The sequence below is a fragment of the Parvibaculum sp. genome (assembly GCF_046297875.1).
Taxonomy (GTDB): Bacteria; Pseudomonadota; Alphaproteobacteria; order Parvibaculales; family Parvibaculaceae; genus Parvibaculum.
The window spans coordinates 2571600-2595007 of the sequence record NZ_JBKBHD010000001.1; the positions used below are offsets into that span (position 1 = coordinate 2571600).

21 protein-coding genes are annotated in these 23408 nt (G+C 60.7%); 5 read left to right on the forward strand and 16 right to left on the reverse strand.

The window, feature by feature from the left end; genetic code table 11:
* Nucleotides 1-36: 36 nt before the first annotated feature.
* Together ACK4FH_RS12790 and mazG are read left to right on the forward strand one after the other, a co-directional pair.
* Complete coding sequence (locus ACK4FH_RS12790) at nucleotides 37-1458, forward strand: MFS transporter (RefSeq protein WP_409814298.1); 1422 nt, start codon at nucleotides 37-39, stop codon at nucleotides 1456-1458.
* An 8-nt stretch (nucleotides 1459-1466) separates the two neighbouring features.
* Nucleotides 1467-2270: a nucleoside triphosphate pyrophosphohydrolase gene (gene mazG / locus ACK4FH_RS12795; RefSeq protein WP_409815288.1), complete on the forward strand. Its 804-nt coding sequence runs from the start codon at nucleotides 1467-1469 to the stop codon at nucleotides 2268-2270.
* Here mazG and ACK4FH_RS12800 read toward each other — a convergent pair.
* The 10 genes from ACK4FH_RS12800 to dusB form a co-directional block, all read right to left on the reverse strand.
* On the reverse strand, nucleotides 2267-3097 hold the full coding sequence (locus tag ACK4FH_RS12800) for an inositol monophosphatase family protein (RefSeq protein WP_409814299.1): 831 nt from the start codon (nucleotides 3095-3097) through the stop codon (nucleotides 2267-2269). The two genes, mazG and ACK4FH_RS12800, sit on opposite strands and share 4 nt — an antisense overlap.
* Nucleotides 3098-3099: 2 nt before the next feature.
* Nucleotides 3100-4452 (reverse strand): GTPase HflX, encoded by a 1353-nt coding sequence (gene hflX / locus ACK4FH_RS12805; RefSeq protein WP_409815291.1) that lies wholly within the window; start codon nucleotides 4450-4452, stop codon nucleotides 3100-3102.
* A 66-nt stretch (nucleotides 4453-4518) separates the two neighbouring features.
* Nucleotides 4519-4764 (reverse strand): RNA chaperone Hfq, encoded by a 246-nt coding sequence (gene hfq / locus ACK4FH_RS12810; protein WP_409667485.1) that lies wholly within the window; start codon nucleotides 4762-4764, stop codon nucleotides 4519-4521.
* 217 nt (nucleotides 4765-4981) lie between these two features.
* Complete coding sequence (locus ACK4FH_RS12815; RefSeq protein WP_409814301.1) at nucleotides 4982-5839, reverse strand: D-amino-acid transaminase; 858 nt, start codon at nucleotides 5837-5839, stop codon at nucleotides 4982-4984.
* Between the two features lie 15 nt (nucleotides 5840-5854).
* A complete protein-coding gene (gene trkA / locus ACK4FH_RS12820; protein ID WP_409814304.1) occupies nucleotides 5855-7231 on the reverse strand; it encodes a Trk system potassium transporter TrkA in 1377 nt (458 codons plus the stop codon).
* Nucleotides 7232-7259: 28 nt separating this feature from the next.
* A complete protein-coding gene (locus tag ACK4FH_RS12825) occupies nucleotides 7260-8654 on the reverse strand; it encodes a sigma-54-dependent transcriptional regulator (protein ID WP_409814306.1) in 1395 nt (464 codons plus the stop codon).
* Complete coding sequence (locus ACK4FH_RS12830; protein WP_409814308.1) at nucleotides 8644-11001, reverse strand: ATP-binding protein; 2358 nt, start codon at nucleotides 10999-11001, stop codon at nucleotides 8644-8646. Before ACK4FH_RS12830 ends, ACK4FH_RS12825 begins: the two co-directional genes overlap by 11 nt.
* A 202-nt stretch (nucleotides 11002-11203) precedes the next feature.
* On the reverse strand, nucleotides 11204-12646 hold the full coding sequence (gene ntrC / locus ACK4FH_RS12835) for a nitrogen regulation protein NR(I) (RefSeq protein ID WP_409814311.1): 1443 nt from the start codon (nucleotides 12644-12646) through the stop codon (nucleotides 11204-11206).
* Nucleotides 12639-13802, reverse strand: coding sequence for a two-component system sensor histidine kinase NtrB (locus ACK4FH_RS12840; protein WP_409814313.1), 1164 nt, complete (start codon nucleotides 13800-13802; stop codon nucleotides 12639-12641). Before ACK4FH_RS12840 ends, ntrC begins: the two co-directional genes overlap by 8 nt.
* Nucleotides 13802-14830, reverse strand: coding sequence for a tRNA dihydrouridine synthase DusB (gene dusB, locus ACK4FH_RS12845; RefSeq protein WP_409814316.1), 1029 nt, complete (start codon nucleotides 14828-14830; stop codon nucleotides 13802-13804). Before dusB ends, ACK4FH_RS12840 begins: the two co-directional genes overlap by 1 nt.
* 112 nt (nucleotides 14831-14942) lie before the next feature.
* Between dusB and ACK4FH_RS12850 the strand changes: the two genes are divergently transcribed.
* From ACK4FH_RS12850 to ACK4FH_RS12860, 3 genes are read left to right on the forward strand one after another with little or no spacing between them, the layout of a single operon-like run.
* Nucleotides 14943-16094: a bifunctional 2-C-methyl-D-erythritol 4-phosphate cytidylyltransferase/2-C-methyl-D-erythritol 2,4-cyclodiphosphate synthase gene (locus ACK4FH_RS12850; RefSeq protein ID WP_409814318.1), complete on the forward strand. Its 1152-nt coding sequence runs from the start codon at nucleotides 14943-14945 to the stop codon at nucleotides 16092-16094.
* A 3-nt stretch (nucleotides 16095-16097) separates the two neighbouring features.
* The gene (locus tag ACK4FH_RS12855; RefSeq protein WP_409814319.1) at nucleotides 16098-16598 is read left to right on the forward strand and encodes a phosphatidylglycerophosphatase A; all 501 of its coding nucleotides are present in this window, start codon (nucleotides 16098-16100) and stop codon (nucleotides 16596-16598) included.
* Nucleotides 16595-17089 (forward strand): CinA family protein, encoded by a 495-nt coding sequence (locus tag ACK4FH_RS12860; RefSeq protein WP_409814320.1) that lies wholly within the window; start codon nucleotides 16595-16597, stop codon nucleotides 17087-17089. Before ACK4FH_RS12855 ends, ACK4FH_RS12860 begins: the two co-directional genes overlap by 4 nt.
* On the opposite strand, the gene ACK4FH_RS12865 is transcribed toward ACK4FH_RS12860, so the two are convergent.
* The 6 genes from ACK4FH_RS12865 to ACK4FH_RS12890 all read right to left on the reverse strand — a co-directional run bounded on the left by ACK4FH_RS12865 (nucleotide 17064) and on the right by ACK4FH_RS12890 (nucleotide 23404).
* On the reverse strand, nucleotides 17064-17570 hold the full coding sequence (locus ACK4FH_RS12865; RefSeq protein ID WP_409814322.1) for a type II toxin-antitoxin system RatA family toxin: 507 nt from the start codon (nucleotides 17568-17570) through the stop codon (nucleotides 17064-17066). The two genes, ACK4FH_RS12860 and ACK4FH_RS12865, sit on opposite strands and share 26 nt — an antisense overlap.
* Nucleotides 17571-17576: 6 nt before the next feature.
* Nucleotides 17577-18542, reverse strand: coding sequence for a lipoyl synthase (gene lipA, locus ACK4FH_RS12870; protein ID WP_409814325.1), 966 nt, complete (start codon nucleotides 18540-18542; stop codon nucleotides 17577-17579).
* A gap of 71 nt (nucleotides 18543-18613) precedes the next feature.
* Nucleotides 18614-19117 carry a PAS domain-containing protein gene (locus ACK4FH_RS12875; RefSeq protein WP_409814328.1) on the reverse strand — a complete coding sequence of 168 codons (504 nt, stop codon included), beginning with the start codon at nucleotides 19115-19117 and terminating at the stop codon, nucleotides 18614-18616.
* 57 nt (nucleotides 19118-19174) lie between these two features.
* Nucleotides 19175-20704 (reverse strand): sulfatase, encoded by a 1530-nt coding sequence (locus ACK4FH_RS12880; RefSeq protein WP_409814330.1) that lies wholly within the window; start codon nucleotides 20702-20704, stop codon nucleotides 19175-19177.
* Nucleotides 20705-20732: 28 nt separating this feature from the next.
* The gene (gene lpdA, locus ACK4FH_RS12885) at nucleotides 20733-22130 is read right to left on the reverse strand and encodes a dihydrolipoyl dehydrogenase (protein WP_409814333.1); all 1398 of its coding nucleotides are present in this window, start codon (nucleotides 22128-22130) and stop codon (nucleotides 20733-20735) included.
* Nucleotides 22130-23404 (reverse strand): pyruvate dehydrogenase complex dihydrolipoamide acetyltransferase, encoded by a 1275-nt coding sequence (locus ACK4FH_RS12890; protein WP_409814336.1) that lies wholly within the window; start codon nucleotides 23402-23404, stop codon nucleotides 22130-22132. Before ACK4FH_RS12890 ends, lpdA begins: the two co-directional genes overlap by 1 nt.
* Between the last annotated feature and the right edge of the window lie 4 nt (nucleotides 23405-23408).

A 23408-nucleotide genomic window follows, 5' to 3' on the forward strand; every position in this document is an offset into this window, starting at 1 on the left:
GCGCCGGTACCAATTCAGCAGCGCCCAGGGAAAGAAATGCAGCAGAAGAAGAATGTCACGCGATGGCAGATTGGCGCCTATGCCCTGCCCTCGATACCCATGTCGGCACTCGGCCTGCCGATCGTCGTCTACCTGCCACCGTTTTACGGCCATGAGATGGGGCTTGGGCTGACGGTCGCAGGCACAATCTTCATGTTGGCGCGCTTCTGGGACGTTTTCACCGATCCGGTTCTCGGCATGGTCTCTGACCGTTTCCCTAGCCGCTGGGGCCGCCGGCGTCACTGGATCGTGCTGTCGACGCCGATCCTGCTGGTAGCGGGATACATGCTCTTCATGCCAAGCCCACCCGTGACCTGGGTCTATCTCGCGGTCTGGATGTTCGTTCTCTATATTGGCTGGACGCTGCTTACCATCTCCCACATGTCCTGGGGCGCGGAACTCTCCGAGGATTATGACGAGCGTTCCACCATTCAGGGGATGCGCGAGTTTCTTCTGATCCTCGGCATGTTCGCCGTTCTCGCGCTACCGGCAATCATCGAAATGATGGCGGAAGACGGCGCTGGCGGCCGCGAAAAAGTCGCGGCGATGGGGTGGTTCATCCTGATCCTGCTGCCGATCACCGTGGCGCTGGCGGTATGGAAGGCGCCAGAGTTCAAGAGTGTGCCGCAAGCCCAGATTCCCTGGCAGAAAGCCTGGGCCATCATTGCGCGCAACAGGCTGCTCCAGCGCGTCCTGCTTGCGGATCTGCTCGTCAATATCGCCCCAGCCATCACCGGCTCGCTCTACATCTTCTTCGCGATCCACGTGATGGAACTGCCGCGCCATGCGAGCCTTCTGCTGCTCGTCTATTTCATTTTCGGCTTTGTCGGCATTCCGTTCTGGATCCGCCTGAGCCACATGGCAGGCAAGCACAAGACGCTCTCCATCGCGATGGTCTATGGCGCGGTGGCGCTGCCGCTTGTCATTTTCTTCCCGCGAGGCGAGTTCTGGTGGCTCTTCCTGGGCAATTCGCTTTATGGCATTGCCTATGGCGCGGGGTCATTCCTGCTTCGCTCCATCATGGCGGACGTGATCGACACCGACTATCTGAAGTCAGGTCAGCGCCGCACGGGTCTCTATTATTCTCTGCTGACCATGACGGCAAAGATCGGCGCGGCGCTTGCCGTGGGCATAACCTACCCGATCCTCGACTATATCGGTTTCATGCCGGGCGGCGGCAATTCTCCGGAAACACTCAATCAGTTCATGGCGATGTATGTCACCCTGCCCGCCATCACTATGCTGGTGGCAGCCTTCGTGATGTGGGGCTTCCCACTCGACAAGGCGGCGCAGGAGAAACTGCGCGCTGAAATCAGGGCGCTTGAAGGCGAGCACAAACCGCATGATGCGGCGGATGCGGCAGCTGCCGTGGTGCAGGTCGGATCGGCCGGCGGCATTGTCGACCGCTCCGGCGACTAGGGAGAGCGATCTTGAGCGAACGCGCCATCGACCGGTTGCTTACGATCATGGCGAGGTTGCGCGATCCCGATGGCGGCTGTCCGTGGGATCTCGAGCAGGATTTCTCTTCCATCGCGCCCTATACGATCGAGGAGGCCTATGAGGTGGCCGACGCGATCGAGCGCGCCGATATGGACGACCTCAAGGACGAACTTGGCGATCTGCTGCTGCAAGTCGTGTTTCACGCGCGCATGGCCGAGGAGGCTAACCTCTTTGCATTCGACGATGTCGCCAACGCCATTTCCGACAAGATGACCAGGCGGCATCCGCATGTCTTCGGCGATGAAGGCGAGCGGAGCGCCGGCGAGGTGAAAACCCGCTGGGAGGAAATAAAGGCGGAAGAAAAGGCGGCGAAAAACTCAACGCAGACAAGCATCCTTGACGATGTTCCGCTCGCCCTTCCCGCGCTTGCCCGCGCCGTGAAGCTGCAGAACCGCGCAGCCCGCGTCGGCTTCGACTGGCCGGAGACGTCGCTCGTCATCGACAAGCTGAACGAGGAAATGCTGGAACTTTCGTCTGAGATTGCCAAGGGCGGCGACCCGGACCGGCTTGAAGACGAAATGGGCGACCTGCTTTTCGTCTATGCCAATCTCGCACGGCACATGAAGATCGATCCAGAGGCCGCGCTCCGCCGCGCCAATGCGAAGTTCCGCCGCCGCTTCAGCCGGATCGAGGAAATGCTAGATGCCAGGGGCAAGCGTCCTGAAGACTCGACACTCGAGGAAATGGACGCGCTCTGGAACGAGGCAAAGCGCGAAGAACGCGGCGGCTAAAGGTGGCCGCGAAGGACGCGGATCGCGTCTGCGGTGCGATGCCAGCCTTCCTCGTCGCGCGCGATGAGATGCGGGCCCTTCAGGTTTCGCGGTGCATAGTCCATGCCGGTTTCCATATCGCGAATGACACCGCCTGCTTCACTGAGAATGAGCGAGCCCGGCGCGTGGTCCCATGGCAACATGCGGTGATAGGTCACGAAATCGTGGTTGCCTCGCGCGACATTTGTGTAGTCTACGGCGGAGCAGAGGAATGACGATTTTCGGCCGATGCCTTCGGCATGCGCCGTGATCGCGGATTTCCACCCGTCAGGCATAAACCGGACATAGAAGCTCGCGCCCTGCGCCGACATTTCGGCCGGCGAACGTCCGGCATCAAGGCGTTTTGCGCCGGAGGCATTGTGCCACCAAGTGCCCTCGCCTCGCGCTGCAACAGCGAGTTCATCCGTTACCGGAAGATAAATCCAGGCACGCGTCACCTCGCCCCGTTCGATCAATGACAACATGACTCCGAAGGTTTCCTTGCCCGCGACAAAATTCGCCGTACCGTCGACAGGATCGATGGTCCAGAGCGGCGTGTCGTCGTCAAGCCGCGACATCAGCGACGGATCGGCGGCCGTCGCCTCCTCGCCCAAAGCATGCGAACCGGCGAGCAGGGCTTCAAGGCGCGGCGTCAGCCAGATTTCAGAGGCACGATCGGCGACGGTGACAAGATCGCCCTTTTCCTTTTCCTCAATGTCATGATCGGCAAGCGCGCGGAAGCGCGGCATGATCTCCTGCGCAGCGACTTCACGCATCAGTGCCGCGACTTCTTCGGCAAAGCGATCCATATCTATCGAGCTGCCACGGCGCCAAGGCGGCGTGCAAGATCCGGGAAACGCTTTTCGAAACGGCCGGCGACGATGGGCGTGATGCCCAGATCGAGATGGACAATGCCCTCGTCATCGTCCTTCCGTGCGCGCACATGTGCATTTGCGTGGAGCCAGGCGATGGCCTCCCCTTCCTTTGCCGGAAGGTCGAAATGGACAGCCCGCTCATCATCGACGATCAGGCTGTCGACAAGCGCAAGAAGTTCCGTCGTCCCCTCGCCCGTCATGGCAGAGACAGCGACAGTCAGTTCCTCGCGCGCCGCGAGATTGACCGCAGCCTCACGCATTTCAACCGGCAGGAGGTCGATCTTGTTCAGCACGTCGACGACATGCTGGCCGTTTTCGGCAGCGCTTTCCTTGGTCACGCCAAGTGAGGCAAGAACCTCCTCGACATCCTTTTTCTGGATTGCCGTTTCTTCATGAGCTGCGTCGCGGACGTGAAGGATGACATCAGCCTCAAGCACCTCTTCCAGAGTCGCGCGGAAGGCGGCGACGAGATGCGTCGGCAGATCGGATATGAATCCCACTGTGTCGGAGAGGATGACCTTCCTTCCGCTTGGCAGTTCGAGTGCACGCATCGTCGGATCGAGCGTTGCAAAGAGCAGGTTTTCGGCGAAGACGCCGGCTTCGGTCAGGCGATTGAACAGCGTCGACTTGCCGGCGTTCGTATAGCCGACCAGCGCCACGACCGGATAAGGTGCTTCGCGGCGCTTCTTGCGGTGCAGTTCGCGCGTGCGCGTCACGGTTTCGAGTTGGCGCTCGATCTTGGTGATGCGTTCCTGGATCATGCGCCGGTCGGCCTCGATCTGGGTTTCGCCGGGACCGCCAAGGAAGCCGAAGCCGCCGCGCTGACGCTCAAGATGGGTCCAGCTCCGCACGAGCCGCGTCTTCTGGTAATTCAGATGTGCAAGCTCGACCTGCAGCGCGCCTTCACGTGTATGTGCGCGCTCGCCGAAGATTTCGAGAATGAGGCCGGTGCGGTCGAGCACCTTCACCTTCCAGGCCTTTTCGAGATTGCGCTGCTGACCGGGACCGAGCGGTCCGTCGACAACGACCAGTTCGGCGCGAAGTTCCGCGATCTGGCCTTTTAGCTCCTCGACCTTGCCTTCGCCGAGCAGCGTTGCCGGACGCGGGTTGGCGAGCGGAACGACGGCCGTTCCCACAATGTTGAGCGAAATGGCCGCAGCAAGCCCGACTGCTTCTTCCAGACGGGAATCAGGCGAGCGCGGTTTCACCTCGCTGCGCCGTGATTTGAGGTCTGCCGATTTCAGCCAGGGCACAAGCACAAAAGCGCGTGTCGCCTCTTTCGGCGTCATCTGGAACTCACCGGGGCCGCGCGCGGCGTTACCGGCATTCTCGTTTTCTTCGGTCAATCAGGTCTCTCAGGCCTCGCCCCCGCCTTCTTCGGGTTCGAAGAGCTGAACGGGCTGGGCCGGCATGATGGTTGAGATCGCATGCTTATACACCAGCTGCGAATGTCCGTCCCGGCGCAACAACACACAAAAGTTATCAAACCAGGTGACCACGCCCTGAAGCTTGACGCCATTGACCAGAAAGATCGTCAGGTTCGTCTTGTTCTTGCGAACGTGGTTCAGGAACGTATCCTGAAGGTTATGGGTCTTTTCCATGGGTAAACCCCATTTTTGAAGTTCGTGGGGCCGGACCGTCGCCGCGGGGGTCCGGCTTTTTCTTTGCACAAGCCTCCCGGCAGGACGGGAAGCTGGCTGCGGCTCTCAAACAATACAGTCCGGCGTTTCAAATCATGCTGCAAGTGCGAAATTCAATTCGCAGGTGCAAATTACATGTGTTTTGTGCCTATTTTGTGTTTTTTGCCCCTGTGCGGCTTCAACTCAATTCGCAATGCTTCAAATAGGCCTCGCGCAACCGCAAGGAAAGGGAGCCCGGTGCGGCACTTCCAACCGGCTTTCCGTCGATCCTCGTCACCGGAATGAGAATCGCCGACGAGGCGCTGATAAAGGCTTCGCGGGCCTCTATTGCCTCTTCCGGCGTGAAGGCGCGCTCGACAACCTCGACCCCCTCGGCCCGCGCTGCCTTGAGCAAAACCAGCCGCGTCACGCCATTCAGGATGTCGGCGCCGGCAGGCCGGGTGACAAGGCACCCTTCCCTGTCGACGATCCAGGCATTGGTGGAGGAACCTTCCGTGACGAAGCCATCGCTGTCGACCAGCCAGGCTTCATAGGCGCCTGCCTCACGCGCGGCCTGTTTCGCCAGAATGTTCGGCAGCAGGGAAACCGACTTGATATCGCGCCGCGCCCATCGAATATCCGGCATGGTGACGACGGAGACGCCTTTTTCGATCGAGGCGGCTATGCGGGCTACGTTGAGCCGCTTGGCAGTGACGACGATGGCGGGTGGCACGGGCTCCACCGGGAACGGGTGGTCGCGCGGCGCGACGCCCCGCGTCACCTGAAGATAGACGAGTCCGTCATGCAGAAGATTGCGGCGCACGACTTCGCGCATGACGAACTGCAAGGCCGCGCGGCTCATCGGCTCGGCGATCCTCAATTCCGCCAACGAGCGCTCAAGGCGATCGAGATGCAGCCGCTCGTCCATGAGCTTGCCGGCGCGAACGCCGCAGACCTCGTAAACGCCGTCGGCAAACTGATAGCCGCGATCTTCAATATGAATGGCGGCTTCGGCGTGGCGAATGTAACGGCCGTTAACATATGCGATGCGGGACATGGAACGAACTTTCGATCAGAAGAATTCGAGGCTGACGCGGAACATCTGTTCCACTTTCTTCACCTGATCGGAAAGAACGAATAGAACCACACGGTCGCCTGCGCGGATTTCGGTGTTGCCACGGGGAATGATGACGTCGTCCTCCCGGATTACGGCCCCGACCAAAATACCGCTCGGCAGCGCCACTTCGCGCAGCGGCTTTCCGACCAGCGTGGACGTTTCAAGCGCTTCCGCCTCAATGACTTCCGCGGCACCGTCGCGCACCGATTGCAGCCCGCGAATGCGGCCGCGGCGAACATGCTGAAGCACCGTCGAAACGGTAGCGCTGCGCGGATTTATGAATGCGTCGATTCCGAGCGAGCGCATCAGCGGTTCATAGGTATTGTTGTTGATTAGCGCCATCGTGCGCTGGCAGCCTTCGCGCTTCGCAACGACGCAGGAAAGGATATTCGCCTGATCGTTATTCGTCAGGGTAATCAGGGTTTCCGTCTCCGATATGCCTGCCTCCTGGAGCAGTTCCGGATCAAGACCGTCGCCATGGAGCACGATGGACCGCTTGAGACGATCGGCGGCTTGTACGGCCTTTTCGCGGTCACGCTCGATCAGCTTGACGCGCGTACCCGGATGGTTTGTTTCAAGTTCATGTGCGACATGCAGGCCGATATTTCCTGCACCGACAATAATGACGCGCCGAGCTGCAACTTCCTCATGGCCGAAAATACCGAGCGTGCGTCGAACGTCGCGCACGTCAGCAGCAAAATAGGCTTCATCTCCAACAAGCATCGGATCGTCGCTCTGCGGCACGAACAGTTCACCGTTGCGGACAATACCGACGACGCGCGACCGGAGGTCGGGGAAGAGATCCGTCAACTGCCGCAATGGCGTGTTCACGATGGGACAGTCTTCTTCGAGTGAGACGCCAACGACACTGACCTTGCCTTCGGCAAAATTCAAAATGTCGAAGGCGCCTGGCACTGCGAGGCGCCGCAAGACGGCCTTGCCGACCTCCAGCTCCGGCGAAATGATGACGTCGATCGGCAAATGATCCTGCGAGAAAAGATCCTGAAAGCCCGGCTGCAGATAGGATTGCGACCGGATGCGGGCAATCTTGGTCGGCACGTTGAAGAGCGAGTGTGCCACCTGGCAGGCGATCATGTTCACTTCGTCGTGAAACGTGACTGCGATCAACATGTCGGCGGAAGATGCACCGGCGCGCTCCAGAACATCGGGATGGGCGCCGTGTCCGACAAGCGCGCGAACGTCGAGCGAGTCAGATATCTGCTGCACAAGTTGCGGCGACTGGTCGATGACCGTCACGTCGTTCTGCTCAGCAGCGAGCTGGCGCGCAATGCCGAAGCCGACCTGGCCCGCGCCGCAGACGATTACTTTCATTGTGCGGACTTTCCGTTTCGAGCCATCGTCAGACCGGCATGTCTGGCCGGTTCGCAGCTGCGACACCGAGCGATTTGAGCTTGCGGTGAAGCGCCGATCGCTCCATGCCGATAAAGGCGGCCGTGCGCGAAATGTTGCCGCCAAACCGGCTGATCTGCGCCATCAGATACTCGCGCTCGAAAGTTTCACGGGCCTCGCGCAAGGGCAGAGCCATTATGTGTTCGCCGCCGGAGCCATTGACCGACATCTGCGCCGATGTACCCACCTCCGCGGGAAGCATGTCCGCGGTGACGATGGCCGAGGCATCGCCCGACGTAAGAATAAGCAGCCGTTCAATATTGTTGCGAAGCTGGCGGACATTGCCCGGCCAATCATGTGCCTGAAGCGCCGCCATAGCGTCATCCGACACGCGGCGCGGCGGCAAGCCTGTTGCACGGGAAATCTGCGTCATGAAGTGCTCGACCAGCAGCGGAATGTCTTCACGCCTCGATGCCAATGGCGGCACATGGATCGGCACCACGTTGAGACGATGATAAAGATCCTCCCGGAATCGGCCCTTGGCAATTTCATCCAGAAGATCGCGGCTAGATGAGGATACAACGCGCACATCGACCTTGACGCGGGCGCTGCCGCCAACGCGTTCGAATGTCTGATCGACAAGGACACGCAGGATCTTGCTCTGCGTTTCGATGGGCATTTCGGCGACTTCATCGAGGAACAATGTGCCGCCATGTGCCTGCTCGAATACCCCGACCTTGCGCGGTCCGGCTGCGCTTTCTTCGGTTCCGAACAGCTCCGTCTCCATGCGCTCCGGCGCCATGTTCGCCGCGTTTAGCGCAACAAAGGCATTGGCCATGCGGCGCGACCGTTCATGGAGCAGCCGCGCGACGACTTCCTTGCCCGAGCCCGACGGACCCTGAATGAGAACCCGGCTGTTTGTCGGCGCGACCTTCTCGACGGTCTGGCGCACATGCGACAGCGCCGGCGAAACGCCGACAAGTGTCGTGTCGTCTCCGGCGCGCAGGCGAAGCTCGCTATTCTCGCGCCGAAGCCGGTATGCCTCGATCGCGCGGCGTACCACGAGGATAAGGCGGTCCGTCTTGAACGGCTTTTCGACGAAGTCGTAGGCACCCTTCTTGATCGCGGAGACGGCCGTTTCGATGTTGCCGTGACCGCTGATTACGACAACCGGCAAATCCGGATGCCGGTCACGAATGATGTCCAGAAGCTCAAGTCCATCAAGCTTGCTGCCCTGCAGCCAGATATCGAGAATTAGCAGGCCGGGACGGCGCGCTTCGATTGCGGCGAGCGCCTTGTCGCTGTCGCCGGCGCTCCGCGTGTCGTAGCCCTCGTCGTTCAGGATACCGGAGACAAGCTCGCGGATGTCGGCTTCGTCGTCGACTATCAGAATTTCAGACGCCATTCACAGCCTCTTTACTTGGCTTTTCTGCCTCACGCTCGGAACTGCCGGAACTTTCCTCGCTCGACGCATCTTTTCGGATCCGCTGCCTCGGAAAGATGAGCGTCACTCGCGCGCCGCTTTCCCAGCCTTCGCTTACCGGCGCATCTTCGAGCCGCAACTCGCCGCCGTGGTCTTCCATCACCTTGTTGACGATGGCGAGGCCAAGGCCTGTGCCTTTGGTTCGCGTCGTCATGTAGGGTTCCGTGAGGCGCGATCTGTCGGCTTCGGGCAGGCCGCAGCCGGAATCGGTTGCGATAATAGTTACGACATCGGCGTCGGCTATCAGCTCAATATCGATACGCCCGACTTTTTCGTTCGGCGCCGTTCGCCGCGCGGCAGGCAATCCGTCATCATCCCCTTCATTCTCTCCTGAGCCCCGAATTGCCTCAGCCGAGTTCTTCAGGATGTTGGTCAGCGCCTGACTGACAAGCCGGCCATCGCATTCGAGTATGACGGGCTCTTCGGGCATTTCGAGATTGTATTCGATATCCGCATGCCCGACACGTTGAAGGAAAACCGACTGCCGCACAATCTCGTTTATATCGAGCTGTTTCATCGTTGCTGACGGCATTCGCGCAAAAGACGAGAATTCATCGACCATCCGGCCGATATCGTTCACCTGCCGGATGATCGTCTCTGTGCATTGCTCGAAAACATCGGGATCGGAAACGATCTCCTTCCCGTATTTTCGCCGGATGCGCTCTGCAGAAAGCTGAATCGGCGTCAGCGGATTCTTGATTTCATGCGCGATGCGGCGCGCGACATCGGCCCATGCAGATGTACGCTGCGCCCGGACAAGTTCGGTAATATCGTCGAAGGTCAGCACAAAGCCGCCCTGCCCGGAATCCGTCATCTCGCGGGTCACACGAAGGTTGAGCGTCCGCTCCTGCCCGGCACGCGCGAGCACAATCTGGGCCTGCGCTGTGCGATCCGGGTGCGCGCGAGCGTCCGCCACGGCTGCCGCCATTTCGGGGATCGCAGATTCGAGCCGATTGCCCAGCAACTGCGACTCGGTGCGCTGGAAGAAGCGGAGTGCGGCTCGATTTGCGTGAGTGATGCGGCCTTCATTGTCGAGACCCAGAACGCCTGCGCTGACGCCCGAAAGCACCGCTTCGGTGAACTGGCGGCGTTCATCCAGCTGATGATTTGCTTCGATCAGATCATTCCGCTGACTCTCTATCTGGCTTGTCATGCGATTGAACGCGCCGCTAAGCATGTCGAGTTCGTCGCCGGAACCGCCGACCGGCACGCGCGCGCGAAGATCGCCGAGGCTGACGCGTTCGGCCGCGCCGACAAGCCGGGAGATCGGATCGACGATACGGTTTGCCGCCCAGAGACCAAGCCAGATCGCGGCAAGCAGCGTAATCAGCGCCACCGTGACGTAGATCAGAGCAAACGTGACCTGAAACTGATTGCGCCTGGTCTCCAGGTTTTCATATTCGCTGACCGCGGCGCGCGTTTCTGCAAGATGCTCGAGCACCTGCGCATCGACGAGGCGTGCGACATAAAGGAATGTGCCCTCCATCGCAGGCAGCGCCACGAGCGCCCTAATCTGATTGTAGTCCTCGACCACGAACAGAGCCACGTCATTGGCCCGCGCGGTATCGAAATAGCGCGTTTCCGGCATACCTACATCGACGCTGCCGCGAGCTTTCGCAATGATGCGGCCATCCGCTCGGATGAGATAGGCCGCATGGAGCGCGCGCACCCGCATCTGCCCGTTGAACAGGGTCATGAAATAGGGCGGATTGCTTTCGAGCATCGCCGACTCGCGATTGATGTCGGTTGCCATGGCGAGCGTATCGGCACGCAGAACCTGCCTGTGTTCATTGAGATAGGCAGCGGCAACCGTTTCGGCGTTCGAGATGATGGTCTGGGCGCGCTCGCCGAACCAGGTATCGAGACCACGGTTGAGCGTCACGGCGGCAAAGACGGCAACGATGATCGCCGGCATGACCGCGACGATGGCAAATAGCGTCACGAGGCGGGCATGGAGCTTCGCCCCGGCCGTACCGCTAACCCTCGCGAGGATGATGCGCACCACCCGCCAGAAGATGAGCCCCGCCAGTACCAGCACGATAAACAGATTTCCGAGCAGGAGCGCAATGACGAGGCCGCGCGTCGGGGAGAACGGGGTAAGCCCCGTCAGAAGCATATAGGTGAAGGAGCCAAGACAGATCGCCGTGACCACCAGTCCAACCGAAAAGGCAGCCGAATAGCGGCGGCGGCTGAACATCTGCCACAGCCGGCTTTCCCAGCGCGCTGCCCGGCCTGGCCGGATTTCTTCAACCTGATCTGTCGGTACCATGCCAGTCCTTGCGCGGCGGAACAGTGCCGGGCCTGAACAGGCTCAAGGGCCATGATCGACCGCCCCGCCTGTGCCCGATACGCCACGCTCCTATTCGGCAGCGCGCATTTTGCAACTGTCAGCGGTACCGATCAACAACAATGTTGCCCGTTTACATCACTGTCATATTGCTGGCAAACAAGGGCCGGACACCATACTCGCCTCACTTCAGGCCGCGAATGACCTGAATGTCGAGTTCACGGATCTTCTTGCGCAGGGTGTTGCGGTTGATACCAAGGAGGTGCGCAGCCTTGATCTGGTTTCCACGCGTCGCGGCAAGGCTCATGCTGAAAAGGGGCTTTTCCACTTCCTGCAGCAGCCGGTCATAAAGGCCGGGCGGCGGCAGATCGTCTCCATGGGCAGCGAAAATCCGGTTCAGTGTCCGCTCGACGGAAACCGACAGAGGCTCGTCGGCGGCGGCCTGCTCCACGGGTTTGCCGAAATCCGGCTCGGCAAGCTCGGCTTCAAGAATTGCCGCACCGATGGTCTCCTCGGTATAGAGCGCCGCGAGACGGCGGACGAGGTTTTCGAGCTCGCGCACATTGCCTGGCCAGCGATAGCGTTTGATGAGCTCCATGCCTTCGGCATCTATGGTCTTTGGCGGCAGACCTTCATCCTCGGCCTGCCCGAGAAAGTGACGCACGAGATCCGGTATGTCCTCCGAGCGTTCACGCAGCGGCGGCAGCCGGATCGGCACCACGTTCAGCCGGAAGAAGAGGTCTTCGCGGAAAAGTCCCTGGTTGATGAGCTGGCGGAGATCGCGGTTCGTCGCGGCGACGATCCGCACATCGGTCTTGATCGGTGTGCGGCCGCCGACGGTCGTATATTCACCCTGCTGCAATACGCGCAAAAGCCGCGTCTGCGCCTCCATCGGCATGTCACCGATTTCATCGAGAAAGAGTGTACCGCCTTCGGCCTGTTCGAAGCGGCCGGTAGCGCGCTGGCTTGCGCCGGTGAAAGCCCCCTTCTCATGGCCGAAGAGTTCGCTTTCGATAAGCTCGCGCGGGATGGCGGCCATGTTGACGGCAACGAAGGGTCCGTTCCGCCGGCGGCCATAATCATGCAGCGCGCGGGCAACGAGTTCCTTGCCGGTGCCGCTTTCGCCGGAAATCATCACGGTGAGATCGGTCTGCATCAGGCGCGCGAGCACGCGGTAGATATCCTGCATCGCGGGCGAGCGGCCGATCAGTGGAATCTTCTCATCTTCTTCCGGCTGCACGCGCGCGATCGCCGGCTCGCGCGGCGCCGTCATCGCGCGGTCCACCACGCGGATCAACTCATTGAGGTCGAACGGCTTCGGCAGATATTCATAGGCGCCGCGCTCGGCCGCCGTGATAGCCGTTTTCAGCGTGTTCTGCGCGCTCATTACGACGATCGGAAGTTCGGGCCGCACGCGCTTGATACGCGGGATGAGATCGAAAGCGTTTTCGTCCGGCATCACCACATCGGTAATGATGAGATCGCCCTCGCCCTGGCTGACCCAGCGCCAGAGCGTCGCCGCATTGCCGGTCGAGCGCACTTCGTATCCGACGCGGCCCAACGCCTGGTTGAGTACGGTACGGATCGCCGCATCGTCATCTGCAAGAAGAATGGTTCCGCTAGGCATCTGCCGCTCCTGCTACCTGATGCGCGCCACGCGCCTTGTCGTTGCGAACCGCGGTCGCGCCCGTATGCATTGGCAGCAACACGCGAAAGATCGTTTTCCGGGGCAGGCTTTCGCATTCGACGATGCCGCCATGATCGCCGATGATCTTGGCGACCAGCGCAAGACCGAGGCCGGTGCCGGAGGTTTTTGTCGTCACGAAAGGATCGAACAGATGCTCCATAAGGTCAGGGGCCACACCGGGGCCGTCATCGATCACACAGATTTCGAGCGGGAGGCTGACACGGTCGCGGCTGCCGGGCATGGAGAGGCGGACGCCCGGCCTGTAGGCCGTCGTAAGCACGATTTCGCCTTCCGATGCCGACCCGATCGCTTCTGCGGCATTCTTCACGAGATTGAGAAAGACCTGAATAAGCTGGTCCTTGTCGCCCAGCACAGGCGGCAGCGATGGGTCGTATTCCTCGACAATGCGTATGTTCTTCGCAAAGCCCGTGGTGGCGAGCTGCTTCACATGGCCGAGCACGAGGTGGATGTTCACCGGCTCGCGCGGCACGGGGCGCTCATCGGAGAATACCTCCATCCGATCGACGAGCTTGCAGATGCGGTCCGTCTCGTCGCAGATGAGCCGTGTCAGCGTCTTGTCTTCGGGTGACCCCGAAAGCTCGAGGAGTTGCGCCGCGCCGCGAATGCCGGAAAGCGGATTCTTGATTTCATGCGCGAGAATCGCGGCCATGCCAGTGACGGAGCGGGCCGCGCCGCGATGCGTCAATTGCCGGTCCATCTTCTGTGCCATGGTGCGCACCTGCAAAAGCAGCAGCACGTGACCGGGATATTCGTTGAGTGGCGTTACCTGAATATCGACTTGCCGGTCGCCGATGCGCGGTGTGCCGATTTCCACACCATATTCGTTGACCGATACACCGCGCTCGAAAACCTGATCGATCAATGCGAGAACCGGGCTGCCGAAGGCGACAATGTCGTTCAGCGGATGACCGAGCAGCATGGTCGAACTTGCGGCAAAAAATTCCTGGGCGCTGTCATTCACATACTCGATGCGCTTGTCCCGGTCGATCAGGAGAACGGGATGCGGCATCGATTTCAGAATGACATTTGCCTCGGGCGGACCGCCCGGACCAAATGCACGAACGGCCTGCGACATCAGGCTGCCTCCATGTTTTCGGCTTTGTTTTGGGGTGCAGTTCTCGCTGCAAATTCATAGAAGGCAGCAAGACGCCGGAGGACGGCATCGGGCTCGTCCATACGCACGATTTCGCGCTTCGCTTCCATTGCCTCGTCCGGGAATGCGCGCGATGCGTCTTCGAGATACCAGACGAGATGTTTGCGTGCGACGCGAAGGCCCAGGCGTTCGCCATAGTGATCGATCATGTCACGATAATGCGCGAAGGCGATTTTGCCCTGTTCTTGCCATGACGGCGATGCAAGCTTCTCACCGGTTGCAAGATAGTGCGCGACCTGCGCGAGGAACCAGGGGCGCCCCTGCGCACCACGGCCGATCATCACGGCGTCGGCGCCCGATGCGTCGAGGATGGCGCGTGCATCTTCCTCGCTTGTCACATCGCCGTTGGCGACGACGGGGATCGAGACCACCTTCTTCACTTCGGAAATGAAATTCCAGTCCGCCCTGCCCTTGTAGAACTGGCAACGGGTGCGGCCATGAACCGTCACCATCTTCACGCCCGCCGCTTCCGCGCGGGCTGCAAGTTCGGGCGCGTTGCGCCTTGTCTCGTCCCAGCCGGTCCGCATTTTCAGCGTCACCGGAACGTCGACTGCGCCGACGGTCGCCTCGATCAATCCCAGCGCATGATCGAGGTCGCGCATAAGCGCGGAGCCCGAAAGACCGGACGTCACCTGCTTGGCCGGACAGCCCATATTGATGTCGATGATGTCGGCACCCGCTGCCGCTGCCACCCTCGCCCCCTCGGCCATCCAGTGAGCCTCCCGGCCTGCAAGCTGGATCGAAAGCGGCGCAAATTCGCCCGCCCCGGCAGCCCGGCGCACGACATCGGGCCGGGCACGGACCAGTTCGTCGCTCGCCACCATTTCCGAAACGACGAGACCGGCACCGAGCCTGTGAGCCACACGGCGAAAGGGCAGATCCGTCACACCAGCCATAGGGGCCAGCAGGACCGGGTTTGCGAGGGAATGGTTGCCAATGGTAATGGTCAAACTTTGGGCACCGCAAGAAACTGCACAAATTTTATCCAATTTAGCGCCTGCCTAAAGTTTCAGCAAGGCAAATTACTTGCGCGGATACATGCGGGGTGCGAAACGAGCAGATATGAAAGTCGCCGCTCTGATCGTGGCGGCCGGCCGCGGCAGCCGCGCGGGGCCGGGCGCGCCCAAGCAATACCGCCCTCTGGCCGGTGAGCCGGTGCTGAGGCGGACCCTGACGGTATTTGCGGGGCATCCTGACATCTCTGTGATTCAGACCGTCATCCACCCGGAAGATGCCGAAGCCTATGAAGCGGCGGCAAGGGGCTTGACCCAGCTTCGCCCGGCCATCCCGGGCGGACAGACGCGGCAGGCTTCCGTGCTTGCCGGGCTCGAGGCACTGGCAGGCGCAGAGGCGCCCGACCTCGTACTTATTCATGACGGGGCGCGGCCCTTCGTTTCGCACCGCCTGATAACCGACTGCATTGTGGCCCTCGCCTCGCATGACGGCGCGCTGGCCGCTCTACCGCTCACCGACACCATAAGACGGGGTACAGCGGGACTTGCCGGAGAGACCTTGCCGCGGGACGGGCTCTGGCGCGCGCAGACGCCCCAAGGCTTCCGTTTCAGATCTATTCTTGAGGCGCATCGCGCGGCCGGGGGGCAAGACTTCACGGATGATGCAGCTGTCGCGGCAATGGCGGGGATCGACGTCGCGCTGGTCGAGGGCGATGAGGACAATTTCAAGATCACGAGTGCGGCGGATATCGAGCGGGCGGAACGGATGCTGATGCGTGGAGGCGAAACGAGAACTGGCGTGGGTTACGACGTGCATCGCTTCGGGCCGGGCGACCATGTCTGGCTATGCGGCGTGAAGGTGCTCCATGTGGCGGGGCTCGAAGGGCACTCGGACGCCGATGTGGGGCTTCATGCGCTCACCGACGCCATTCTCGGCGCAATCGGTGCCGGCGACATCGGCAAACATTTCCCACCGAGCGACCCACAATGGAAGGGCGCTTCCTCGGACCGCTTTCTGGCGCATGCAGCAAGGCTCGCGCATGATTCAGGCGGCGAAATTTCAAACGTGGATGTGACGCTCATCTGCGAAGCGCCGAAAATCTCTCCACATACGGACGCCATGCGTGCGCGCATCGCGGATATTGTCGGCATCGGCGTGTCGCGCGTCAGCGTCAAGGCAACGACGACCGAGGGGCTCGGCTTTACCGGGCGGCGCGAAGGCATCGCGGCGCAAGCCGTGGCGACACTGAGGTTCGGGTAAGCCATGATCGGACTGACGCCCCTTCCCGCTCCGCTTCGCTTTCGTGATCCAACCGTGATTGCCGCAACATGGTTTGGCGCCGGGCTTCTTCGGCCTGCGCCTGGCACATGGGGCACGCTTGCCGCGCTACCCTTCGCATTTGTGCTGCAAATGAGCGGCGGCGTATCGCTCCTCGCGTTGTCCACAATCCTTGTCTTCACCGTCGGCCTTTGGGCTTCGGGGGCTTATTGCCGGGCCGTGGGACGAGACGACGCATCTGAAGTCGTGATCGACGAAGTCGCCGCGATGTGGCTGGTGCTAGTCGCAATACCGGCCACCGCTTTCGACTGGCTGCTGGCATTTCTTCTGTTCCGGTTGTTCGATATTCTGAAACCTTGGCCCATCGGCTTAATCGAGCGGCGCGTCAAGGGTGCGCTTGGCGTGATGATCGACGACATTTTCGCCGCCATATTCGCCATCATTTCATGGTTTCTTCTCCACGCTCTCTGGACGATTCTTACATGAGCATGTTTCCGCGCCGCCTGGTTCATCTCGCAGAACTCACGCTTGCCGATGCGCGGGAAGCAAAGTTCAAGATCGTCACGGCCGAGAGCTGCACCGGCGGTCTTATTGCCGGTCTGCTGACCGAAATTGCAGGCTCTTCCGATGTGGTGGAGCGCGGTTTCGTCGTCTACTCCAATGAGGCGAAGCGTGACATGCTCGGCGTTCCGGGCGACATGATTGCGGACTTCGGCGCCGTATCGGAGCCGGTCGCACGAGCGATGGCGGAAGGCGCATTGAAAAATTCACGGGCGCATATTGCCGTGTCCGTCACGGGCATTGCCGGTCCGGGCGGCGGCACACCGATGAAGCCCGTCGGCCTCGTTCATTTCGGGGCTGCGCGCGCCGGCCGCAGCATCATTCACGAAATGCAGCTCTTCGGCGATATCGGGCGCGAGGAAATCCGTTTGAAAGCCGTGGAGACGGCGCTCAATCTTGTGCGACGGATGATTTAGCCACGGCCAGGCTTTCGCCACTTGCCGGGCTCTTGCCTCCGTGAAGCGCATCGGCCCTGTCTATAAAGGCCTGCATCATCTTTGCGAAGGCGCGGGAAAACACCGCACCGATCATCTTTTGCAGCGTCGCGCTGCGAAACTCGAAATCGATGAAGAAATGGATGCGCGTGCCACCCAGTGGCAGCGCCTCGAAATACCATTTGTTGTGCAGATATTTGAACGGTCCCTGCACATAGGCGACATCGATCTTGCACACCGGCCTCTCAAGAGTGACCCGGCTGGTGAATTGTTCGCGGAACACCTTGTAGGAGACGATGAGGTCCGCAAGCAGCACCTCGTTGTCGCCCTCGCGTTCGCGCCGGCGGATACGCGCGCCGCTGCACCAGGGTAAAAACTCGGGATAGCGGTCGATGCCGGCCACAAGCTCGAACATATCGTCGGCCGCGTAGGGTACATCGCGGATCTGCTCATGCGCCGGCATGGACCATCACCCCCGCGCGAGCGCCGCTTTGCGCGCTTCGCGCAGCCGTTCAAAATCCTCGTCCGCATGATAAGAGGAGCGCGTCAGCGGACTCGACGAAACGAGCAGGAAGCCCTTGGTGCGCGCGACCGTTTCATAGGACTTGAATTCGTCCGGCGTCACGAAGCGGTCAATCGCCGCGTGTTTCCGCGTCGGCTGGAGATATTGCCCGATAGTCAAGAAGTCGATGGTGGCGGAGCGCATGTCGTCCATCACCTGCAACACTTCCTCGCGCGCTTCGCCAAGGCCGACCATGATGCCGGACTTGGTAAAGATCGTCGGATCGAGCTCCTTTACCCTCTGGAGCAGGCGCAGCGAGTGGAAATAGCGCGCACCGGGACGAATGTTCAGATAGAGCCGCGGTACGGTTTCAAGATTGTGATTGAATACGTCGGGCCGTGCCGCCACGACCTTTTCCAGTGCACCGTCTTTTCGTAGAAAATCTGGCGTAAGGATTTCGATCGTCGTGCCGGGAGAGCGGCGGCGGATCGCCTCGATCACCTCGACGAAATGCTGCGCGCCACCATCGGCGAGGTCGTCGCGGTCCACAGAGGTAATCACGACATGACGAAGGCCGAGTTTCGCAACGGCATTCGCTGCCTTCTCCGGCTCATCCGCATCAAGCGGCGCGGGAAGCCCCGTTTTCACATTGCAGAAGGAACAGGCGCGGGTGCAGGTGTCACCCATGATCATCATGGTGGCGTGCTTTTTCGTCCAGCACTCCCCGATGTTCGGGCAACCCGCTTCCTCGCAGACGGTGACGAGACCATTCTCGCGAACGATCTGTTTCGTCTCTGCATAGACAGGCGAGCCCGGCGCCTTGACGCGTATCCATTCGGGCTTGCGCAGAATGGGCGTGTCGGGCCGCTTCGCCTTCTCGGGATGCCGGGGCTTTGCCGCGCCCGGCTTCAGCGTATCTACGATCGTAACCATGAATTCGGATATGCCATTGCCGTCAGGACATGGATAGTACGTCGGCCCGATTCAAGCAAATCCGGCAGTTTTCAGGCCTTGTGGCCCGCCAGATCGTAAAGACCGCCGATAACCTGCATAGCGCCCGCCGCCGTTCGCACCGGCAGGTAGATCGCCTCGTAGTGCACATGCTCGAGATCGACGCCGATAAAACGCCCCCGCAGGCAGGCGGGTTTTTTCGTCTCGATGATACGGTTATGAAAGGCGATCTGCTCCGCCGCCATTTCGGGCGCGTAGCTTTCGGTGAATAATTCACCCGTGAATTTTCGGCCGAGCCGGCGTTCATTTTCGCTGCCGACAAGGCGGTAGCGCATATTCGCGCCGCCATCGACCGGCTCTACCACGAACATGCCGCCCATCGCCATGGGCATGTCGAGTGGATTGAAATCCGATCGCAGCATGAGACCATCTTCCTGCAGGCGGGCTCGCCAATAGGCAAACAACGCACGGCAGTGCGGATGTGCAGGTTCATCGACCTCGACTACCGCATAGTCGATCCCGCTTCCGGCAGCAGGCGCTTGTTTTTCTATCGCCATGGGCCACTCCTCCAGTATCGAGCCTAGTCCCCGGCAGTTAAACATTCCCTATTTCAGCTAAAGACCAAGTCGCTGGAACTGGCTGGCGGGCGCATCCAGCTCGGCAAGGGCCTCCCGCAAACGCGCCGCAATTCCGGTTTCGTGGCTGGAACCCGCCAAATTCTGCGTTTCCTCCGGGTCGCTTTCCAGATCGTAAAGATGATGCCCAGTGAATTTGGTCAGCGCCCAGTAAGGCACCATATCGCCCTTCTGCCATTGCTGGTGGATCACGGGGATACGGCTGCCGGGCATATGGTCGAGAAAGGCACGCTCGTCCGGCAGCGGAAGTTCCTGCTCCCGCGTCAGAAAATGCGTCGGCATGGTGGACCAGCGGTTCGACATCATGCTGAGCGGCGCATTGTCGCCCGCCGGGCCCCGCGCATATTTGTATCGCCCGTCGATATAGTGCACCTCCCTGCCCCAGACGCCGGTAAGCAGCCAGTCGCGCACCGAACCCGCCTCGCCACGCAACAGCGGCAGCAGCGATTTGCCGTGTGTAGGTTGGCGCACTTCGACGCCGAACAAATCTGCAAGGGTTGCGAAAAGGTCGACGCTCGTCGTAAGCGCATCGCAGGTGCCGGGCGCGATGCCGGGATGGGCGATCATAAGCGGGATGTGGCCGAGCGGCTCATAGACCGGCACACCGGGCTTTCCCCAGATGTCCTTCTCACCGAGATAGTGGCCATGATCGGTACAGAGAATGACGAGCGTATCGTCCCACAGATCATGGGCATCGAGTTCATCGAGAATGCGGCCGAACCATTTGTCGATCATGGTCAGCTTGCCGCCATAGGAAGCGCGAATCTGCCGTGCCTGACGCGCATCGATCACGCCTTTTTCTAATCCACCCTGCACATACGGTGGCCAGATGAGATGCGGGCCTTTCCAGTCCGGGTCGTACATGGAGGCATAGGGCTCGGGCGTGTCGAAAGGCTCATGAGGGTCGAACTCATCGACAAAGAGCATGAAGCGGTCATGGTGCTCCGCATTCTCGGCAAGCCAGCGCGCGGCAGCGCCCATGGTGCGCGGACCCGGAAAATCCTCCTCGCCGCGGAAATAGCCGCGCGAGTCGTCATAGGGCATATGCTTGCGCATGAAGTTCGGCGCGCCGGCCCAGCTTGGGTCTGCCCGCGTTTTCCACGGGTCGCCTTCGTGTCCGCGCTGATAATCCCAGGCCGTGAAGTCGACATGATAGTTCTCGCCACCCGTCTCGAAAAGATGCGGGTGATCGGAAATAAGCTGCGTCACCACGCCCTTCTTGCGCAGCTCATAGGTGATTGCATCTTCCCAGATTTCGACGGAGCCCCAGGGCCGCCAGAGAAAATCGAGCGCGCCACATAGAATGTCGTGCCGGGCCGGCATACAGGGAAGCGACCCTGTGTAGTGCCGCGTGAAGCGCGTGGCGCGAGCGGCGAAGCTGTCGAGATTGGGCGTGGTGAATTCGCGCCCGCCATACGCGCCCAGCATATGCCGGTTAAGACTGTCCAGCAGAATGACGACGGCATTCTTCGGCGCGCGCAGCGCGGCCAGCTTGTCCTCGGCGGCCAATGGTTCCTCCCCTTACGATCCCTCGGGATCAAGTATGGAGGACGCGCCCATAAGCGTCGAGTACCGCCTCATGCATGGCTTCGGAAAGCGTCGGATGCGGGAAGATGGTGTGCATCAATTCCGCTTCCGTCGTTTCGAGCGACATGGCGATGCCATAACCCTGAATGAGCTCGGTCACTTCCGGACCGATCATATGGGCGCCAAGAAGCTCGCCGGTCTTGGCATCGAACACCGTCTTCACGAAACCGCCCGTCTCGCCAAGCGCGATGGCCTTGCCATTCGCCTTGAAGGGGAAGCGGCCGACCTTCACCTCATGGCCTTTCTCCTTGGCCCTGGCTTCGGTGAGGCCGACGCTCGCAATCTGGGGCGAGGAATAGGTGCAGCCGGGGATGCGGCTCGTGTTCATCGGATGGAGGCCCTTCAAACCCGCGATGCGCTCCACCGCGATCACGCCCTCATGACTAGCCTTGTGTGCAAGCCAGGGCGGACCGGCAAGATCGCCAATGGCATAAACGCCCTTCACACCTGTCTCCAGCCATTCATTGACGACGACGTGAGACTTCTCGACTTTCACGCCTGCCTTTTCGAGACCCAGATTTTCGACATTGCCGACGATGCCCACAGCCGAAATAACCTTTTCGGCTTCCAGCGTCTCGCTCTTGCCACCTACCGTGACAGCGATCTTCGCGCCCTTGTCCGAAATGTCGGTCATTTCGATTTTCGCCCCAGTGAGGATGCGGATGCCGCGCTTCTTGAAAGCGCGCGCGGCTTCCTTAGAGATTTCCTCGTCCTCGACGGGGAGAATGCGGTCAAGCACCTCGACCACTGTCACTTCCGCGCCGAAGGTACGATAGAAACTCGCGAATTCGATTCCGATGGCGCCAGAGCCAATAACGATCAGCGATTTCGGTATCGCTTTCGGCACCATTGCCTCGCGATAGGTCCAGACCGTCTTGCCATCGGGCTCCAGACCATCGATCACGCGGGCGCGGGCGCCGGTTGCGAGGATGACATTCTTCGCGGCGAACTCGCGCGTCTTTCCTTCCTTTTCCTTGACGGCAATCTTGCCTTCGCCAGCGAGACTGCCGCTGCCTTCGATCACATCGATCTTGTTCTTCTTCATGAGGAACTTGACGCCGCCCGACAATTGCGCGGCGACATCGCGGCTGCGCTTCACGATGGCTTCCGCATCGAAGCTCGCTTTTTCCACCTTGAGGCCGTAGTCAGACGCATGTTGCATCGCCTCATATACTTCAGCCGAGCGCAGCAGCGCCTTGGTCGGAATGCAGCCCCAGTTGAGGCATATGCCGCCCAGCGCGTCGCGTTCGACAATGGCCGCCTTTAGGCCAAGCTGCGCGGCACGGATCGCCGCGACATAGCCGCCGGGGCCGGAGCCGATCACCACAACATCGTAATTGTCCGCCATCAGAGCAGCATCCTTGCCGGATATTCCACGAAGGATTTGAAGGCTTCGAGGAAGCGCGCGCCGAGCGCACCGTCGATTGCACGGTGATCGCAGGACATCGTCACCGTCATCACAGTAGCCACTTCGAGCTTGCCGTTTTTCACCACCGGCCGTTCTTCGCCCTTGCCAACGGCGAGGATAGCCGCCTGGGGTGGATTGATGACGGCGGTGAAGTGCTTGATGCCGAACATGCCGAGGTTGGAGATCGAGAAGCTGCCGCCTTCAAATTCACTGGGCTTCAGCTTCTTGTTGCGCGCGCGCTCAGCGAGCGATTTCGCCTCCTCGGAGATTTCGGCGAGGCCCTTCTTCTCCGCGTTACGGATGATCGGCGTGATGAGCCCGCCATCGAGCGCAACGGCAATGCCGATATCGGCCGATTTGTGCTTCAGTATCGAATCGCCCGCGAAGCTCACATTCGCCTCCGGCACCCTGATCAACGCAAGCGCAGCGGCACGAACAAGGAAATCGTTGACCGAGAGCTTGACGCCTTCGCCCGCCGCTTCATTCAACCTCTTTCGCGCCACCAGCAATTCATCGAGTTCGCAATCCACCGTCAGATAGAAATGTGGAATCTCCTGCATCGACTGAGTAAGGCGGCGGGCAATTGTCTTGCGCATGCCGTCAAGCGGGATTTCCTCATAGCTTCCCTTCTCGTAGAAGGCGCGCGCATCGATGGAGGAGGCAGGCGAAGCCGCGCCGGACGTCGCGTGCTTTTTCGGCTCCGATTTCGGTGCGCCTTCAAGGTCCCCCTTCACGATTCGGCCGCGCGGACCGGAGCCTTCAACGGTGGCCAGATCAATTCCCCGCTGCTCCGCGAGGCGGCGCGCGAGCGGCGAGGCGAAAATGCGGCCACCCTTTTCAGCTTTCAGTGAAGGCACCGGCTTCGCTAGTGCCTTCTCTTCTGGTCTCCTTGGCTCGTCGGCCTTTTTCTCTTCGGCCTTCTTCTCAGGCTTTCGCGCGTCGCCCGCATCCTTCAGTGCGCTGTCGTCTTCGCCCTCTTCGAGAAGCACGGCGATCACGTCATTGACGAGAACGCCCTCCGTTCCTTCCGCCACGCGGATTTCGCCGATCGTGCCTTCTTCCACGGCTTCGACTTCCATCGTCGCCTTGTCGGTTTCGATCTCGGCGATCACGTCGCCCGCGCTCACCTTGTCGCCCTTCTTCACATGCCATTTGGCAAGCGTACCCTCTTCCATTGTGGGCGAGAGTGCGGGCATCAGGATATTGACCGGCATCGGC

What these genes read in the sequence shown, in the direction of transcription:
- ACK4FH_RS12840 (WP_409814313.1), bottom strand. Translation starts at nt 13,802, where the DNA reads ATGTCGCAGGCCGTTCGTGCATTTGGTCCGGGCGGTCCGCCCGAGGCA.
- ACK4FH_RS12825 (WP_409814306.1), bottom strand. Translation starts at nt 8,654, where the DNA reads ATGGCGTCTGAAATTCTGATAGTCGACGACGAAGCCGACATCCGCGAG.
- hflX (WP_409815291.1), bottom strand. Translation starts at nt 4,452, where the DNA reads ATGACGCCGAAAGAGGCGACACGCGCTTTTGTGCTTGTGCCCTGGCTG.
- ACK4FH_RS12815 (WP_409814301.1), bottom strand. Translation starts at nt 5,839, where the DNA reads ATGTCCCGCATCGCATATGTTAACGGCCGTTACATTCGCCACGCCGAA.
- ntrC (WP_409814311.1), bottom strand. Translation starts at nt 12,646, where the DNA reads ATGCCTAGCGGAACCATTCTTCTTGCAGATGACGATGCGGCGATCCGT.
- ACK4FH_RS12850 (WP_409814318.1), top strand. Translation starts at nt 14,943, where the DNA reads ATGAAAGTCGCCGCTCTGATCGTGGCGGCCGGCCGCGGCAGCCGCGCG.
- ACK4FH_RS12860 (WP_409814320.1), top strand. Translation starts at nt 16,595, where the DNA reads ATGAGCATGTTTCCGCGCCGCCTGGTTCATCTCGCAGAACTCACGCTT.
- ACK4FH_RS12790 (WP_409814298.1), top strand. Translation starts at nt 37, where the DNA reads ATGCAGCAGAAGAAGAATGTCACGCGATGGCAGATTGGCGCCTATGCC.
- hfq (WP_409667485.1), bottom strand. Translation starts at nt 4,764, where the DNA reads ATGGAAAAGACCCATAACCTTCAGGATACGTTCCTGAACCACGTTCGC.
- ACK4FH_RS12865 (WP_409814322.1), bottom strand. Translation starts at nt 17,570, where the DNA reads ATGCCGGCGCATGAGCAGATCCGCGATGTACCCTACGCGGCCGACGAT.
- ACK4FH_RS12890 (WP_409814336.1), bottom strand. Translation starts at nt 23,404, where the DNA reads ATGCCGGTCAATATCCTGATGCCCGCACTCTCGCCCACAATGGAAGAG.
- ACK4FH_RS12830 (WP_409814308.1), bottom strand. Translation starts at nt 11,001, where the DNA reads ATGGTACCGACAGATCAGGTTGAAGAAATCCGGCCAGGCCGGGCAGCG.
- lpdA (WP_409814333.1), bottom strand. Translation starts at nt 22,130, where the DNA reads ATGGCGGACAATTACGATGTTGTGGTGATCGGCTCCGGCCCCGGCGGC.
- ACK4FH_RS12800 (WP_409814299.1), bottom strand. Translation starts at nt 3,097, where the DNA reads ATGGATCGCTTTGCCGAAGAAGTCGCGGCACTGATGCGTGAAGTCGCT.
- lipA (WP_409814325.1), bottom strand. Translation starts at nt 18,542, where the DNA reads ATGGTTACGATCGTAGATACGCTGAAGCCGGGCGCGGCAAAGCCCCGG.
- ACK4FH_RS12855 (WP_409814319.1), top strand. Translation starts at nt 16,098, where the DNA reads ATGATCGGACTGACGCCCCTTCCCGCTCCGCTTCGCTTTCGTGATCCA.
- ACK4FH_RS12875 (WP_409814328.1), bottom strand. Translation starts at nt 19,117, where the DNA reads ATGGCGATAGAAAAACAAGCGCCTGCTGCCGGAAGCGGGATCGACTAT.
- trkA (WP_409814304.1), bottom strand. Translation starts at nt 7,231, where the DNA reads ATGAAAGTAATCGTCTGCGGCGCGGGCCAGGTCGGCTTCGGCATTGCG.